Raw genomic sequence first — 16,815 nt, forward strand, 5'->3', positions numbered from 1 at the left:
AATGAATAGAAAAGATCCCTATAAACCTATGCTTTGCAAGAGGGGTGCCGAGCTTGCGAGGCGGGGTGTTGAAATAGAAAAAATGCGTAACTCCAATTAATAATGAGAATGAGAAAAAGTTATCAATGATAAAAATGATAAATGGAATGAGATCACAAAAGATGAAGCAAGATGTTAGTGGAATGATACTGGCGGCAGGGCGTGGACGCAGAATGGGTGATATGACCAATCACACACCAAAGCCACTGATTAAAATCAATGGCAAGTCATTGATTGAATGGCAAATAGAGCGACTTGTTAATGCAGGGATAACCAATATTGTGATTAATATTGCCTATTTAGCCGAGTTAATTGTCGATGAAGTTGGTTTTGGCGAGTCTTGGGGGATAACTATTTGCTACCTATATGAGCCTCTAGATGCCTATGATACCGGAGGTGGCATTGCTCGAGCGCTACCATGGCTTAGCGACCCCTTTATTGTGGTTAACGCTGATGTAATGACCGATTATGATTTCTCGCATCTTATCCACTATAGCCAAACCATGAAATCATTAGCGCATTTAATCCTAGTGCCTAACCCTAAACATAATCTAAAGGGTGATTTTTGTTTGGATGGTCAAAGCAATATTGCCGATAAAACTAATAAAATAGGGCAAAGTTATACTTATACAGGCATTAGTGTGTGCCGGAAGTCACTGTTTGCCAATGTTTATGTTGGAGAGAAGGTTTCCCTGCCAAGCATTTGGCAGTCTTTCATTGAGCAAAAAGCAATAAGTGGTGAGGTTTATCATGCCAATTGGTGTGATGTTGGCACGCCTGAACGTTGGCAGGAGGTCAGTAATGGCTACTAATAAACCGGTTATTAATAGTAAAAAAGAGTTATTTGCATCACGCTTATTCAAAGTTGAAGCACTTGATTTAACCTTTAGTAATGGTAATACACGTACTTATGAACGTATTGCACCAAAAAGTGATGGACATACTGCTGTACTCATTGTGCCGATGCTTGATGATGATACCATTTTGCTTATTAAAGAGTATTCATCGGGTGTTGAGGATTACACTTTAGGTTTTCCAAAAGGTGCGATTGATCAAGGGGAAGATCTCTATCAAGCAGCAGATAGAGAGTTGATGGAAGAAGCAGGGTTTACTGCAAAGCATTATACGTATCTTAAAGATGTTTATTTGTCGCCTAATTATATGAAGCAGCATATTTCATTAGTCGTCGCTGAAGGCCTTTCAGTCAAAACTGCTCAAGGTGATGAACCAGAAGATTTAGAAGTTGTGCCATGGAAATTATCAGATATTGATGCACTCATCATGCATCCGCAGTTTATCGAATGTCGCAGCTTTGCCGCTTTATTATTTGTCTGGAAAAAATGGCTAGGAAAATAATTGCTAATAAAAATGAAGCAATAAGTTACCTAATGCTTACCTTGCCGCTCGTGGGAGAGCTTGTGTAGCATGAGCTGCGCGGGTGAGAGATAATTGAAGTTTAACTACTTGTGATAGAGTTCGTACATTTCTTTGGCATGTTGCAGTGTTTTATTGGTAATATCAACGCCACCAATGATGCGTGCCGTTTCATTGATACGCTCTTCTTTATTAAGCTCTAGCACTTCTGAAATCGTATCATGTTCAAGATGCTTTTTGCTGATATGTAATTGCTGGTCACCTTGAATAGAAACTTGTGCTTGATGGGTAATACAAAGGATTTGCGCGTTTTTAGCGACTTGCTTAAGGAGCTTACCCACAATCTCAGCTGTGCCGCCACTAATGCCGACATCAACCTCATCAAAGATAATGGTTGGCGGGGCGATTTTTTTCGATGAAACAACATGTATCGCAAGTCCAATTCGACTTAATTCACCGCCTGAGGCGATTTTATCAATGGAGGCGGGTTGTTGTCCTGGGTTAAAGTTAATTAAAAAATCGCAGTGATCAATGCCATTGACATGCTTTGTTTGACCTTGAGTAATACGTGCGTAAAACTCACCCTTTGGAATATTTAGTTGACGAATATATTGTTCAATTTCACTGGCGAATACTTTGCTTGCCGCTTGACGTTTATTGCTTAACGTCTTGGCTTTGCTTAAATACGTTTCTTCTAAAACTGACTTATCCTTAGTTAATTGCAGAAGTTTTTGCTCATTTTGCGCATGCGCATTAATCTTTTGCTCAAGCTCAGAAATGTGCAGATAAAGCTGTTTAGGGTCAACCTTGTGTTTACGCGCTAGCTGATAGATCTCATTAAGTCGCTGATCAATCTGTTGTAATTTTTCAGGGTTAATCTCTAAGTGATCTAAAAGCTGTCTTGCCTCATGTTCAGCTTCTTTTAAGTAGACTGTAGACTCTGTTAGTAGGTTATATATGTTTTTAAACGCTGAATTGTCGCTATATGCACTTAGTTTATGTGTTAGGTTGTCAAGCATGCCTAATAGGCTTTGCTCATTATCATTGACGCATTCAACAACTTGGGCGATGGTATGAATTTGTGCTTCGGCATTTGCCAGTGATTTGTGTTCTTGATCTAGGTCACTTAGTTCATCCGCACCAAGATTTAATTGAACCAGTTCATCATATTGATATTGCATTAATGCTAAAGCTGTTTTGTCTTTTTCAATACGTTCTTGCTCTTCGCTAATGAGTGAATTGATCTCAGATAACTTTTTAAAAATTGTGCTAATTTCATCTACGTCTTCACTTAAACCAGCATAAGTATCAAGACGCATTAATTGATTGGTAGGATCTAATAAACTGTGATGAGCGTTCTGACCATAGATGCTAATTAACTGCTCACTTAATTGTTTAAGCTGTGTCAAGGTCACTAAACTGCCGTTGATAAATGCGCGTGTTTTGCCATCTTTTTGAATCACGCGACGTAATAAGCATTCATTGTCGTCGGTTAGCTCGAAGCTTTTTAATAACGTTTTGGCATTAGGAATCTTACTGATATCAAAAATAGCAGAGATTTCACACGGCTGATCATTAGTTAATGCTGACTTATCAACACGAGCACCAAGAACGATATTAAGGGCATCTAATAAAATAGATTTTCCAGCACCGGTTTCGCCTGTAATTGTGGTCATACCCGATTTGAAATGGATTTCAGAATTTTTGATAATGGCAAAGTTTTTGATTCCAAGGAAATTTAGCATTATATTAATAGTCTTAAGACAAAGTATGGTGAAAATGTAGCATATCTAGCTCTAAAAAGCTTTTAAAATAACATTGTCTTAAGCGTCTTTTTTTGTCATGATGCGTCTTAAGTTTTAAGCGCTTAAAGTATTCAAAATAACTCATATGAGCAAGTTAATCGACATTCCAGTAAAAGTTGAAAGTGGTAAAAAATACCAAACGGATCAAGGATTTTCTGCAGTCAAAGATGGCATTAAAGACAAGAAAATCAATGAGATCCGTATTCAAAAGCCTGATTGGTTAAAGGTAGCAAAGCAAGATTCAACGAAGACATATCTGCAGGTGAAGTCATTAACTAAAAAGCATAAGTTATCTACAGTGTGCGAAGAGGCAAAATGTCCTAACATCAATGAATGTTGGTCACATGGTACAGCAACCATTATGTTGATGGGAAGTGTCTGCACAAGAGCGTGTAAGTTTTGCTCGGTTGATACGGGGAATCCGAAAGGTTGGCTAGATATTAATGAACCCAAGAATGCCGCTGAAAGTGTTAAACTGATGGGGCTTCAATATGTGGTGTTAACCTCGGTAGATCGCGATGATCTATCAGATGGAGGGGCGGCGCATTACGCGCAAACCATTAATGAAATAAAAGCACTTATTCCTGAGATTAAAGTCGAAGCCCTAACACCGGATTTTCAAGGAGATACAAAGGCGATTGATAAACTTATCGCGACAGAGGTGGATGTCTTTGCGCAAAATGTTGAAACGATTGAGCGCTTGACAACTAAGGTACGTGACCCGCGTGCTGGCTATTGGCAAACGATTAACGTGCTTGAATATGTTAAATCACAAAAACCTCAGATTTTAACCAAAACAAGTTTAATGCTAGGCTTAGGTGAGACGCATGACGAAGTGCTCAAAACAATGGATGATTTGCGTGCTGCCAAGGTTGATGTTTTGACTCTAGGGCAATATATGCAGCCAACAAAACATCATTTAGCGATTGATCGTTTTGTTACACCCAAAGAATTTGAGGATTATCGTCAAATTGGTTTGGAAAAAGGATTTCTTGAAGTTGCATCAGGGCCTATGGTGCGCTCAAGTTATCGCGCTGATCGCGTTTTTAAACGTAATAATTTAGGACTATGACCATAATATTCCCACCCATTTTGATTGCGTAAACGTTGGCTGAGCGTAAGTCGAAGCCTCTGTAAAGTGTAATCTTCCTAAGTTTACCCACTTCGACTGATGCTCAGTGCACCGCTTCGACTTGTGCTCAGGGTACGGTGAGCACTTGTAGGCGAATATTTAGTCTTAGCCTATATTTAGATTTGTAATTTTACCATATGATTTCCAAGTCGATGCTCGTTTGCTAAGACGTGCGTTAATAGACAATGGTTATAGTGAGCTACCTATTCTGAGTGAACATGTCGTTGAAGTAAATACGCTGCCAATGATTCATAAAGATCCATTTGATCGTATTTTAATTGCTCAATCGATGGTAGAAGGAATTATACTAATGACTGCCGATGAGTCCGTCTGTCAGTACAACCGAGCAATGATCAAGAAAGTATAAGGTTAAAAGAGTTTTAGAATATCATGTAAGAAGCCTATAAAACCTTTTAATGCTGTTATATAATGCGCAGCAGTTTTGCAAATAGTAAAAAAGCAAAAGAAGATATTTATAAGGAGGAAAAATGGCATTATCAGTAGTGATCTTGGCCGCAGGTCAAGGTTCACGCATGTGTTCTAAAAAATCCAAAGTGTTACAAACATTAGCGGGAAAAACCTTAATACGACATGTTGTTGAAACAGTGGAATCACTGCAAGCAGATAATATTATTGTGGTACAAGGGCATCTTGGGCAGCAGGTGCAATCCTCTTTGGAAGATAAAGCAATCACATGGGTTGAGCAAACTGACCGCTTAGGTACAGGACATGCTGTTTTACAAGCGTTACCTTATATTGATAAAGAAGATAAAGTCTTGATACTCTATGGTGATGTGCCTTTAGTGTCTTTTGATACCTTGAATCATTTAATTGAGGTAACACGTGCCGATGACTTAGGTATTTTGACCGCCGAGCTTGATAATCCCCAAGGACTTGGACGGATTTTACGTAATCGCTTCGGTGAAATTGAGTCGATTGTGGAAGAGAAGGATGCCTCAGATATTCAACGCCAGATTAAAGAAATTAATACGGGTATTTATTGTGTTAGTGGTAATCACCTACATCAATGGTTGCCAGCCATTGAAAATAACAATAAACAGAAAGAGTATTATCTAACCGATATTGTTGCCTTTGCTTGTCGCGATAAAGTTAATATTCGTGCCGCACATCCAGCACATAACTTTGAGATTTTAGGCGTTAATACCCGTGCGCAATTGGCAGATCTTGAAAGAATGTGGCAAAAAGCGGTAGCTGAGCGTGTGATGGCAAAAGGTGTTTCTTTAGCTGATCCTAACCGATTTGATGTTAGGGGCTCTGTTGAGATTGGGGCGGATACATGGGTGGATATTAATGTATTAATCAAAGGTAATGTTGTTATTGGTGAAGACTGTGTGATCGGTGCTAATTGTATCTTAAAAGACTGTGTGATCGGTGATAACGTTAAAATAAAACCCAATACGATTATCGACGGTGCCGATATTAAAACCGATGCTGTTGTTGGGCCTTTTGCGCGTATTCGTCCTGGAAGTATATTGGATGAGGGAGCGCATATTGGTAATTTTGTTGAGATTAAAAAGTCAACGATTGGCAAGGGTAGTAAAGCCAATCATTTAACATATATTGGTGATAGTACGGTAGGGTATAACTGCAATATTGGTGCCGGTGTTATTACTTGCAATTATGATGGGGCTAATAAGCACCAAACGATGATTGGCAATGACGTATTTGTGGGTTCTGATTGTCAGTTAATTGCACCTGTAAATATTGGCGATGGGGCTAATATTGCTGCGGGGTCAACGATTACCAAAGATGTGCCAGAAGGCAAACTTACGATTAATCGAATGAATAAGCAAACAGTTGTCCCAGGTTGGCAGCGCCCTGTTAAAAAGCAGTAAGTATAACGTAGGGGCATATTGTATATGCCCAAAAAACAAAGAACAGTAGGGGCGTATTGCATACGCCCAATAAACAAAAAGCGAGAAAATTATGTGTGGTATTGTTGGCGCGGTTTCAGAGCGCAATGTATTGGCGATTTTACTTGAGGGGCTAAAGCGCCTTGAATATCGTGGATATGACTCTGCTGGTGTGGCATTGTTAGATGATAAAGGCAAGATTGAGCGTTTGCGTGCTTTAGGTAAGGTGCAGATGCTTGCAGAGAAAGTAGCTAAAGACAATGGCTTTAAAGGGTCTACTGGTATTGCGCATACTCGCTGGGCAACGCATGGTGAGCCATCAGAGCAAAACGCCCATCCCCATGTCAGTCAGTCAGGCAAAATTGCGATTGTGCATAATGGTATTATTGAAAACTATATGCCACTCAAAGAGCAGCTCATTGCAGAGGGTGTTTCATTTCAATCACAAACAGATACTGAAGTGATCGCGCATTTGCTGGAACACGATTGGAATACTAAACATGACTTTGTTAGTAATGTGCAAGCAGTCATTAAAAAGCTTAAAGGTGCATATGGTCTGGCGGTTATGCATGAAGATCATCCGCACAGTATCGTTGTTGTGCGTTCAGGCTCCCCCATTGTGATAGGTTTTGGTATTGGTGAGAATTTTATTTCTTCTGATACCTTGTCATTATTGCCTGTTACCAATCGTTTTGCTTATCTTGATGAGGGTGATATGGCACTTGTCACACGTGACAAAGTAGAAGCGTACGATCAAGCAGGGATTAAAAAAGTCTTAGATATTAAAGAGCTAGATCAAGCCCAAGATGCTGCCGCTAAAGGCAAATATAAACATTATATGCAAAAAGAAATCTTTGAACAGCCGCAAGTGATTGCCGATACATTTGCTAATTGTATTAGTGTTGATAATGAGATTATTATTGAGAAGTTTGGTTTGGAAGCCAAAACACTTTTTGTTGATGTTGAGCATGTTAAAATTGTTGCTTGTGGCACAAGCTTCCACGCCGGATTAGTTGCTAAATACTGGATAGAGGAATACGCACAAATTCCTGTTGATGTTGAGATTGCCAGCGAGTTTCGTTATCGCCAGAGTGTGGTGCCCAAAAATAGCTTATTTATCACCGTGTCGCAATCAGGGGAAACCGCAGATACCTTGGCAGCATTGCGCCAAGCCAAAGTGCTTGGGTTTATGAAGACATTAAGTATTTGTAATATGCCTAATAGCTCAATGGTGCGTGAAGCCGATTTGGTGTTTATGACGCAAGCAGGTCTTGAAATGGGGGTCGCCTCAACCAAGGCATTTACCACACAGTTAGTTGGTTTTCTGCTTCTTGCAGTTGCCTTGGGTAAGTCACGAAAAGTATTAAGCTTAGAACTTGAAAGAAATATATTGTCATCACTCAAAAAAGCACCTGAAATTGCCAAAAATGTCTTGGCTTTAGATGCCGAGATTGAGCAGCTTTCTTATGACTTTGTTGAGAAACATCATACATTGTTTTTAGGTCGTGGTGTGCAATATCCAGTGGCATTAGAAGGCGCACTTAAACTCAAGGAGATCTCTTATATTCATGCTGAAGCCTATCCCGCAGGTGAGCTTAAGCATGGTCCGTTAGCTTTGGTTGATAAAGATATGCCAATTGTCGCGGTTGCACCTAATGACACGTTGCTTGAGAAACTTGAGAGTAATTTGCAAGAAGTGCAAGCGCGAGGTGGCAAGCTCTATGTGTTTGTTGATCATGCGATTAGTCAGTCACTACATATTGATTCTAAGCACACTTTTATTATTGAGAGCGTGCCAGAGGTTATCTCACCGATTATTTTCACCATTCCACTGCAGCTTTTCTCTTATCACGTGGCAGTGCAAAAAGGCACGGATGTTGATCAGCCGCGCAATTTAGCAAAATCAGTAACGGTTGAATAATGAATATTCTGGCAATTGACACCTCAAGTGCTTATTGTTCGATAGCGCTTTTTACAGAAGACAAACAGTGCTTTAGCATCACACGTCATATTCCGCGTAAGCATAATGAACAGCTTTTACCAATGATTGATGAGCTAGTCATACAATCAGGTATACACAAAAGAGAGATTAATTTACTTGCCTATGGCGTGGGACCTGGCAGCTTTGTTGGTGTACGTTTAGCTGCAGCGGCCATTCAAGCAATGGCATTAACACTAGACTGTCCCGTCGTTGGTTTTTCATCAATGCAGGCAATTGCAATGAGTGCTTATCATCGCTATAAGGCTGAGCGTATAACTGTCACGCTTGATGCGCGTATGTCAGATGTTTATTTTGGGCAATATATCTGGGATAAAGATTCGCAAATTCTGAAAATCACTCAAGAAAAATGCCTTAAAATTGCTGCATTTAATCAGGCGATTGAAGAGCAAAACTTAGGATTTGTTATTGGTGATGTGATCAATGGTGTGGATATCGAGCTTAATGCCATTGATTTCTGTCCAGATGTCAGTTTGCTGCAAGAAGTAATTCTGTACAATTATCAACATTCTAAAGTTGAACGCCAATCTCAAGCTATCGTTCAGCCCGTATATCTTCAGGGTACGTCGCAATGGAGAAAGTTGTAACCTCAGGAAGGGCAATTAAATCAGACACAGTTAGATGCTTTGTTAGGTAATTAACCTTTTAGCTTGATATTGCTTTTATTAAATTGAAAGCCTAATTGTTCAAGGTTTTGAATCTCAGGGGCTGCCTTTAATGAGGTATAAATTTCATCGATTTTTTGTGCCTTTTGTTGCTGAATTACTTGAGCTGGGGTCACTTGTGTTACTTTTGTCGCCACAGGAGGCGTTGGTGCTTCACTAGTATGATTATTAATTGGTGATATAGCGGTAGCTGCTATAGTAGTATTTGTTGTTGATTGCTTGGTCATTTGCTCAGCAGCTGATGCTAATGTGACGTTAGTATTTGTTTTAGCCGATGCTTGTGCTTGATTTAAATGGCTAAAAGCAACCTTAATATTACGTCCTTGTTTAAGACTCAAGGCATCTTCAATTTTCTTAATCGCATTCGTTGTAATGAGCGCTTTGACCGAATCAGAAGTTTGTAAAGTATAGATATTACCACTGTTATCAAGCAAGCTTGAGTTTAAGACAATTTGTAGTGTTGTTCCTTTAAGTCCAAGGCTTTGGCTTAGGTGGTACCAATCAATTTTGCTATTTTTACTATTGTCGATTGTGGAATTAGTATCCTCAATAATCGCATCAGCCTTTGGTGCGGTGATTATATTATTATCTACAATTGTTTTAGCTTTTTCGGCTTTTTCGATCGTCATATGCTTGCTGTCAGATTTAGGCTCTTCGGCAACCATTGGCTTGATTGGTTTATTAAGCGTTTTGTCTTCTGTCACAAGGTTTGGTGTGATAGCTTTATCCGCAACAGGTGCAATAATAGCAGGTTTATGTGCTTGGCTAATAGAATGAGATTCACTTGGCACTGAAAGTGCTTTTTTAAGTGCACTTAGATCAGGTTTTTTGCTTAAGCTTGGCGCTGTCTTTGTATTTGTCAGTGGTGTTGTTTTGTTTGTCGCTTGTGATACAGGCAGCAAATCCAGTGAAAAAGCACACAAGCGTAATAATGCCATGCCTAAGCCACATTGGGCGTTTGGTGCTAAATGAAGATCTTCTTTGGCTTTGATTGTTAGCTGGTAATAAAGCTGCAATGTATCTTTAGTGTAATGTTCTGATATGGTTTTAAGAATTTCATCTGAGCATGGAATGCTTGATAAGCCTTGATAGCTAAAACCAATAAGACTTGCGTAATAAAAACATTCTGCCAGAGCGTTTAATACCGATTGCGGTGATTTTCCCGCCAGAATAATGTCATCTGAAAAGTTAATAATGGCGTTAGTATCTTCTTCTAATAATGCAATCACCAATTTATCAATCATCTCCTTATCAACAATACCAAGCATCGTTTGCACAGCATGTGTTAAAATCTCACCTTTGCTATAAGCAATCGATTGATCTGTTAAACTCAGTGCATCGCGCATACTGCCATCAGAAGCGTGAGCAATAATTTTTAATGCATTTTGCTCAAAAGTAATCGCTTCAAGCTCGAGGATTTCAACGAGTTTTTGCTCAATTTGTGTTTCACTTAAGTGCTTTAAGTTAAACTGCAAACAGCGCGATAAAATCGTGATGGGTAGTTTATGTGGATCAGTTGTTGCTAATAGAAACTTAACGTGCTCTGGTGGCTCTTCAAGGGTCTTAAGTAATGCATTAAAGCTGTGTTGCGATAACATATGCACTTCATCAATCAGATAAATCTTATATTTACCTTGGCTTGGCATGTACTGGACGTTATCAAGAATATCGCGAGTATCTTCAACTTTAGTGCGTGAAGCAGCATCGATCTCAATTAAATCAACAAAACGACCTTGCTCAATCGCAACACAGTGCTCGCATTGACCACACGGGTGAGAGGATACACCATTTAAGCAATTCACCGACTTTGCCAGAAGGCGTGCTAATGAGGTTTTACCAACACCGCGCGTTCCTGTGAAAAGATAAGCGTGATGTAAGCGATTTTGATCCAAGGCATGGATTAAGCTATTTAAGACGTGTTGTTGACCAACAACTTCGGAGAAGTTTTTAGGGCGATATTTGCGGGCTAAAACTTGATAAGACATGTATGCACTTTGCTAACTCAAATTGCTAACTAGTATAACGATAACCTTGCCTAATGCACAGTGCGTTTGTTAGTTTTATACCGCTCGCAAACCATTTTACAATATCATTTCCATTGAATTTCCTGCACTTTTGAGTGATTCTATTTTGCCAATAGTCCTAGCTATTACCTGCAATACAATCACTCAAAAGCATCAAAAACTTCTTCGCCATTGAGCACTGCAAAATGATTTGCGAGCGGTATTTATGCTGTACATTTTTATAAAATTCTTGGATTATAGACGGTGTAAATAGTAAAGATAATAAAAGGGTTACTGTGAAGTTCGTAGATGAGGCCGTAATTACCGTACATGCGGGTAAGGGTGGCAATGGTTGTGTGAGTTTTCGTCGTGAGAAATATGTTCCTAAAGGTGGACCTGATGGCGGTGATGGTGGGCATGGTGGCAGTGTGTTTATGTTGGCAGATGAGAATGTTAACACACTGATTGACTATCGTTATCAGCGCAATTACCAAGCACAAAGTGGCAAACCTGGTGAAGGCAAGAAGTGTGCCGGTAAAAAAGGTGAGGATTTATACCTTATCGTTCCCGTTGGCACGATTGCTTATGAGGCAACCACCAATCAAAAAGTCGGTGAAGTACTTAAAGATGGCGATGTGTTAAAGCTTGCGCAAGGTGGACGACGTGGTATTGGTAATGTTCACTTCAAAAGTAGTACCAATCAAGCACCAAGACAATTTACCTATGGTGAAGAAGGTGAATCTTTTGAGATTCGTTTAGAGCTTAAGCTATTAGCTGATGTCGGTTTGTTAGGATTACCAAATGCGGGTAAATCAACGTTAATTCGCGCAGTTTCTGCGGCAACGCCAAAGGTGGCTGATTATCCATTTACCACAATGTATCCTAATTTAGGTGTTGTTCGTGTTGGGCAATATGAAAGCTTTGTTATTGCCGATATTCCTGGGGTTATCGAGGGAGCTGCAGAAGGTGCGGGATTGGGCTTGAAGTTTTTAAAGCATTTAACACGTACAAAGTGTGTACTGCATATGGTCGATGTGTTACCAGTTGATGGCTCAGATCCAATTGAGAATTATCATAAAGTTGAGAATGAGCTTAAAAAGTACAGTGAAGCACTTTATAAAAAACCACGTTGGTTAGTACTGAATAAAATTGATCAATTGCCTCAGGATGAAGTTGATGACATTTGTGAGCATATTTTGCAAGGCATTGGTTGGGATAAAAATGAGCCTTACTTCTTTATCTCCGGAATGAGTGGGCAGAATACCGAAAAAATGTTGCAAAAAATTATGACAATGCTAACGTCAAAGGACTCTTGGAAATAGATCCTATCAAAGGAGCTTATGTGATAAAAAAAATAACAAAAATAAAAAAAATAGTCGCATTAAGCACGGCAGTTCTCGTATTATCAGGCTGCAGTGCAATTAATCAATTCTTTAATGGTCAACAGCAAAGCGCGCCAGTAACCAATATTCCAACACAGCAAACCTATTACACGGTACAAGTTAGTGATTCGTTATATGACATATCCCGTCGTTTTAATGTCACTGAAAGAACACTTATCTTATGGAATAAGCTTAAATCTCCTTATGTATTAACGCCTGGGTCAACGATTCGTGTTGGCCCTTTGCCAGGTGAGAAGATTAGGCGTGATGGGCAGATGTATACTTATCAAGGTGGAGTGTTAGTGCCAGTAGGCAGTAGCCGAGCAGTGACTGCTAGTTCAATTAGCACAGGTTCTAAAGTATCGGCCGTATCGGAGTCGACCAATGTTCCTAATCAACACGCAAGTAATATCCCCGTTATTGACCCCAATGCGGCTCCTGTAGCAGAAAGCCAAAGTGCGCAGTCAGCACCAGTGGCTGCAGCGCAAGATAAAGTGATTAATCAAGATAAAGAGCTAGATATGCATGATTTAGCGCAAAATGATGATAATGTGCGTGTTGAGACACATCATATTGCGAAAAGCAAAACTGGGTTTTATACCGTGCAATCAGGTGACTCGCTGCTTGAGATTGCGGTTGCCAATGACGTGAGCTTATCTGATATTCAGGCATGGAATGATATTAAAGAGCCAAGTATGATTTATGTTGGTGAGAAATTGCGTGTTGTTGCACCTGAACAACATTCATCAGCTAAACCAAAAGCTGAGATAGCCAAAAGTGTAACACATGAGTCAGTAACAAAAGCCAAATCAGTTAAGACTGAAACAGTTGAAGCAAATAAAACGAATAAAGCAACTGAAACAAAGGCAGCTAAAGCGCCAGTAGCGACTATGGCAACACCTGTAACAGCCGAAAAAACCAAAACAAAACCAAATACTTCTAAAGCATCACTACCAAGTGGTAAAGCGGTTGCCGGTATTTCATGGCAGTGGCCATTAAAAGAGTCCGGTAAATTTGATAAAGATGGCATTGATCAACAACGAGAGATTGATGTCTCGCAAGGTACGGAAGTTTATGCCGCAGCCACAGGTAGTGTGCTATATGCTGGTGTTGGCATGGGCGGCTATGGTCAGATGGTGATTGTCAGTCACAAAGATGGTTATATCTCAGCGTATAATAATTTAAGTAGTATAAGTGTGAAAGAGTCGCAAGATGTGACGCAAGGTGAGCTTTTGGGTGCGGTTGGTAAATTTAATGGTGTCAGTGCATTAGGTTTTGAGATTCGTCAGAATGGTAATGTTGAGAAATTATCTCAATTTTATGTGTTTTAATTACCCCCTCACCCGTGCAGCATAGGCTGCACGACCTCTCCCGCTGGGGGAGAGGTAATGGTCAATACGTAGGGGGTATCGCATATGCCCGATGAACATATGAATTTTAATTGCCCCCTCACCCGTGCAGCTTATGCCGCACGAGCGATCCCACAAGGGGAGAGGTGACAATTGATGTAACTTGTTTACGCGCGATTGCATACAGCATATTGCATACATTTAATGATAGACATTACGTAGGGGCGTATTGCATACGCCCAATCAACAAACAATAGCACAAGGAGCCAAGTGAATGAATACACGCAAAGAAACCGATAGTATAGGCGAGATTGAAGTTGATAATAGTAAATACTGGGGTGCGCAAACCGAGCGCTCTTTAGTTCACTTTTCGATTGGGCAGGAACGTATCCCACATGAAGTCATTAAGGCGATTGCCATCTTAAAGAAGTCTGCTGCAATGGCGAATTATGATTTAGGTATTTTGCCAGAGGATAAAAAAGCACTGATTACCCAAGTTGCTGATGAGATTATTGACGGTAAACATGAAGATCAATTTCCGCTACATGTATGGATGACAGGTAGTGGCACGCAATCGAATATGAATGTTAATGAAGTAATTTCTAATCGTGCAATTGAGATTGCTGGCGGCAAACTTGGCAGCAAAACACCTATTCACCCGAATGATCATGTCAATATGTCACAGTCCTCGAATGATACATTTCCAACGGCGATGTATATCTCAGCGGCAGTAGCTGTCAAGAAGACATTAATCCCTGCGACTAAGCTTATGCATAAAGAGCTCACTAAAAAAGTTAAGAAATGGGATAGGGTTGTTAAGATTGGACGCACGCATATGCAAGATGCTGTACCATTAACCTTAGGACAAGAATTCTCAGGCTACGCTGAGCTATTAGCGCAAAATATTGTACGTTTAGAGCATGCGCTTATCGATGTTTATCAACTGGCGATTGGTGGTACTGCCGTGGGTACGGGCTTAAATGCACCCAAAGGCTTTGCTGAAAAAGCGTGTAAATATATTGCTAAAATCACGGGGCTTCCCTTTGTGTCAGCACCTAACAAATTTGCCGTACAAGGCTCGCATGATGCATTGGTCGCATTGATGGGACAGATCAAAGTATTGGCAAACTCATTATTTAAGATTGCTAATGATATTCGTCTTTTAAGCTGTGGACCGCGCGCGGGATTTCATGAGTTATTGATTCCATCCAACGAACCAGGGTCATCCATTATGCCAGGCAAAGTCAATCCAACACAATGTGAGGCAATGACGATGGCATGTGCGCAAGTTTTTGGACTGGATGTTGCTGTAACCATTGGTGGCAGTGCCGGCTATTTAGAGATGAATGTTTACAAGCCAATGATGATTTATAATATCTTGCAATCAATTAATATTTTATCTGATAGCATGCTCAACTTTAGCCGTTATTTACTTGAAGGCACCAAGCCTAATAAGAAAAAGATCGATGAGTATTTGCGCAATTCCTTAATGCTAGTAACCGCATTAAGTCCAGTCATTGGCTATGATAAGGCATCACAATTAGCGCATTATGCCGATGAGCATGATACGTCATTAAGTGAAGCAAATAAGGCATTGAAATTCTTGTCACAACAAGCGTTTGATGAGGTCGTTGATCCGTATAAGATGATTTGATTTATTGAGTTATTTGCTTTTATGATCTACAATGTAGATACCTTAAATGACTTGGGGATAGATAATGCAGGTTTATGTGAAAAAGTGGGGTAATAGCGCGGCAATTAGGCTACCTGTTAGTTTAATGAAATCAATTTCGATAGATGTTGACTCTGAGGTCAATATTACTGAGGATAAGGGGCGTATTATTATTGAACCAGTGAAAAAGCAGAAGTATATATTAAGTGATTTGCTTGCTGAAATTACAGAGGAAAATCTACAATCTGAAATTGATTTTGGGCGTGAGGTAGGTGATGAGAAATGGTGAGATATGTCCCGGATGCCGGTGATATTGTATGGCTTGACTTTGATCCACAAGCGGGACGTGAGCAGAGAGGGCACCGACCTGCATTGGTGATTAGTCCAAAAGTATACAATGCTAAAACTAGGTTAATGCTCTGTTGCCCAATGACAACCAAAATTAAGGGATATCCATTTGAAGTTGCTGTTGCCAGTGAAAAGGAAAGTGTGATATTGTCAGATCAAATCAAAAGTTTAGATTGGCAACAGCGCAATGCAAAATTTAAAGGGAGAATTTCCGTTGTTGAGTTGGAGGATGTTTGCGATAAAATTAAAGCAATTTTACCGTTTTAATGATAGTTGTTTGCTTTTTTTATTATTTGCTATTTTTGTTTTATTGCCACTATCATCGGCAGCCAATACTAATAAAGTCTTTACAGTGGTGTCACTGTCACCCAATACCACAGCCATTATTCACGATGTAATTGAAGAAGCAACAAAAGATAATATTAAGGGTCAGGTTAATACCAAACTTATTGGCAGTATTTATTATGTCGGACAGCCTAAATATTATGAAAATTACCAGAACATTGGTTCATTCCAAGCGCTTAATGTTGAGAAGATTATAAGTCTGGCGCCTGATTTAGTGATTACATGGGCCGGACAAACACAACCGCAAGTGGTTGCTTTGCTCAAGCGCTTTGGCATTAAAGTGGCCGTTTTTAATGCCGAAGACCTTAAATCATTAGCAACGTCATTTGCCGATATTGGCGTAAGTATTCAATTAAAAAATGCAGGAATTGCATTGCAACAAAGTTTTGTAACACAACTTCAGGCAATCATTAAACACAAGGCTACAGCATCAATTATTAATCATCATAAACCAAGCGTATTGTTGCAATTAGCAATGCAACCGATTTTTGTTGCTGGAGGTAGCGGGATTTTAAATGATATTGTAATGCAATGTGGTGGCGTGAATGTATTTAAAAATATCGATAACGTAAGTTTCCAAACAAATATCAATGCGATTGTTGAGCGCAATCCTAGTATAATCATCATGTTATCGAATATCACTAAATGGCATATTGACCAAACATCGATGTGGCAGCGTTGGCAAGATTTATTCGCTGTAAAAAATAAACACGTTTTTCAATTGTCATCTGATGGAATTTCGCAGTTTTCTCCACAAATATTGACGGGTGTCAAAAATATCTGTGATATATTAGGCGCCGCAGATTAGTTTACTGAAGTTATAGAAAA

15 protein-coding genes are annotated in these 16,815 nt (G+C 39.7%); 13 read left to right on the forward strand and 2 right to left on the reverse strand.

Annotated elements, in window-relative coordinates:
* The first annotated feature begins 146 nt into the window (after positions 1–146).
* Positions 147–851 carry a nucleotidyltransferase family protein gene (locus tag ACY10D_RS10290; protein WP_487000645.1) on the forward strand — a complete coding sequence of 235 codons (705 nt, stop codon included), beginning with the start codon at positions 147–149 and terminating at the stop codon, positions 849–851.
* On the forward strand, positions 841–1,395 hold the full coding sequence (nudE, locus tag ACY10D_RS10295) for an ADP compounds hydrolase NudE (RefSeq protein ID WP_487000646.1): 555 nt from the start codon (positions 841–843) through the stop codon (positions 1,393–1,395). Before ACY10D_RS10290 ends, nudE begins: the two co-directional genes overlap by 11 nt.
* A gap of 104 nt (positions 1,396–1,499) precedes the next feature.
* On the opposite strand, the gene recN is transcribed toward nudE, so the two are convergent.
* Positions 1,500–3,158, reverse strand: a complete 1,659-nt coding sequence (recN, locus tag ACY10D_RS10300; protein WP_487000647.1) for a DNA repair protein RecN — start codon at positions 3,156–3,158, stop codon at positions 1,500–1,502.
* Between the two features lie 145 nt (positions 3,159–3,303).
* Here recN and lipA point away from each other — a divergent pair, with 145 nt between their 5' ends.
* The 5 genes from lipA to tsaB all read left to right on the forward strand — a co-directional run bounded on the left by lipA (position 3,304) and on the right by tsaB (position 8,810).
* Positions 3,304–4,290, forward strand: coding sequence for a lipoyl synthase (gene lipA, locus ACY10D_RS10305; RefSeq protein ID WP_487000648.1), 987 nt, complete (start codon positions 3,304–3,306; stop codon positions 4,288–4,290).
* A 220-nt stretch (positions 4,291–4,510) separates the two neighbouring features.
* On the forward strand, positions 4,511–4,717 hold the full coding sequence (locus tag ACY10D_RS10310) for a type II toxin-antitoxin system VapC family toxin (protein WP_487000649.1): 207 nt from the start codon (positions 4,511–4,513) through the stop codon (positions 4,715–4,717).
* 121 nt (positions 4,718–4,838) lie between these two features.
* Positions 4,839–6,206, forward strand: a complete 1,368-nt coding sequence (gene glmU / locus ACY10D_RS10315; protein ID WP_487000650.1) for a bifunctional UDP-N-acetylglucosamine diphosphorylase/glucosamine-1-phosphate N-acetyltransferase GlmU — start codon at positions 4,839–4,841, stop codon at positions 6,204–6,206.
* Between the two features lie 91 nt (positions 6,207–6,297).
* Positions 6,298–8,145, forward strand: coding sequence for a glutamine--fructose-6-phosphate transaminase (isomerizing) (gene glmS / locus ACY10D_RS10320; protein ID WP_487000651.1), 1,848 nt, complete (start codon positions 6,298–6,300; stop codon positions 8,143–8,145).
* Positions 8,145–8,810 carry a tRNA (adenosine(37)-N6)-threonylcarbamoyltransferase complex dimerization subunit type 1 TsaB gene (tsaB, locus tag ACY10D_RS10325; RefSeq protein WP_487000652.1) on the forward strand — a complete coding sequence of 222 codons (666 nt, stop codon included), beginning with the start codon at positions 8,145–8,147 and terminating at the stop codon, positions 8,808–8,810. The genes glmS and tsaB overlap by 1 nt, the downstream gene beginning before the upstream one ends.
* Before the next feature lie 50 nt (positions 8,811–8,860).
* Here the strand turns inward: tsaB and dnaX are convergent, their stop codons facing one another.
* Positions 8,861–10,873, reverse strand: coding sequence for a DNA polymerase III subunit gamma/tau (gene dnaX / locus ACY10D_RS10330; RefSeq protein ID WP_487000653.1), 2,013 nt, complete (start codon positions 10,871–10,873; stop codon positions 8,861–8,863).
* A gap of 314 nt (positions 10,874–11,187) precedes the next feature.
* Between dnaX and cgtA the strand changes: the two genes are divergently transcribed.
* The 6 genes from cgtA (at position 11,188) to ACY10D_RS10360 (ending at position 16,795) form a co-directional block, all read left to right on the forward strand.
* Positions 11,188–12,213 carry an Obg family GTPase CgtA gene (gene cgtA, locus ACY10D_RS10335; protein ID WP_487000654.1) on the forward strand — a complete coding sequence of 342 codons (1,026 nt, stop codon included), beginning with the start codon at positions 11,188–11,190 and terminating at the stop codon, positions 12,211–12,213.
* Positions 12,214–12,233: 20 nt separating this feature from the next.
* The gene (locus tag ACY10D_RS10340; RefSeq protein ID WP_487000655.1) at positions 12,234–13,604 is read left to right on the forward strand and encodes a LysM peptidoglycan-binding domain-containing protein; all 1,371 of its coding nucleotides are present in this window, start codon (positions 12,234–12,236) and stop codon (positions 13,602–13,604) included.
* A 292-nt stretch (positions 13,605–13,896) separates the two neighbouring features.
* Complete coding sequence (gene fumC / locus ACY10D_RS10345; protein ID WP_487000656.1) at positions 13,897–15,276, forward strand: class II fumarate hydratase; 1,380 nt, start codon at positions 13,897–13,899, stop codon at positions 15,274–15,276.
* Between the two features lie 64 nt (positions 15,277–15,340).
* Positions 15,341–15,583, forward strand: a complete 243-nt coding sequence (locus ACY10D_RS10350) for an AbrB/MazE/SpoVT family DNA-binding domain-containing protein (protein ID WP_487000657.1) — start codon at positions 15,341–15,343, stop codon at positions 15,581–15,583.
* A complete protein-coding gene (mazF, locus tag ACY10D_RS10355) occupies positions 15,577–15,909 on the forward strand; it encodes an endoribonuclease MazF (protein ID WP_487000658.1) in 333 nt (110 codons plus the stop codon). The genes ACY10D_RS10350 and mazF overlap by 7 nt, the downstream gene beginning before the upstream one ends.
* A gap of 10 nt (positions 15,910–15,919) precedes the next feature.
* A complete protein-coding gene (locus tag ACY10D_RS10360) occupies positions 15,920–16,795 on the forward strand; it encodes an ABC transporter substrate-binding protein (RefSeq protein ID WP_487000659.1) in 876 nt (291 codons plus the stop codon).
* Positions 16,796–16,815: the final 20 nt, after the last annotated feature.

This window comes from Cysteiniphilum sp. (assembly GCF_057495195.1).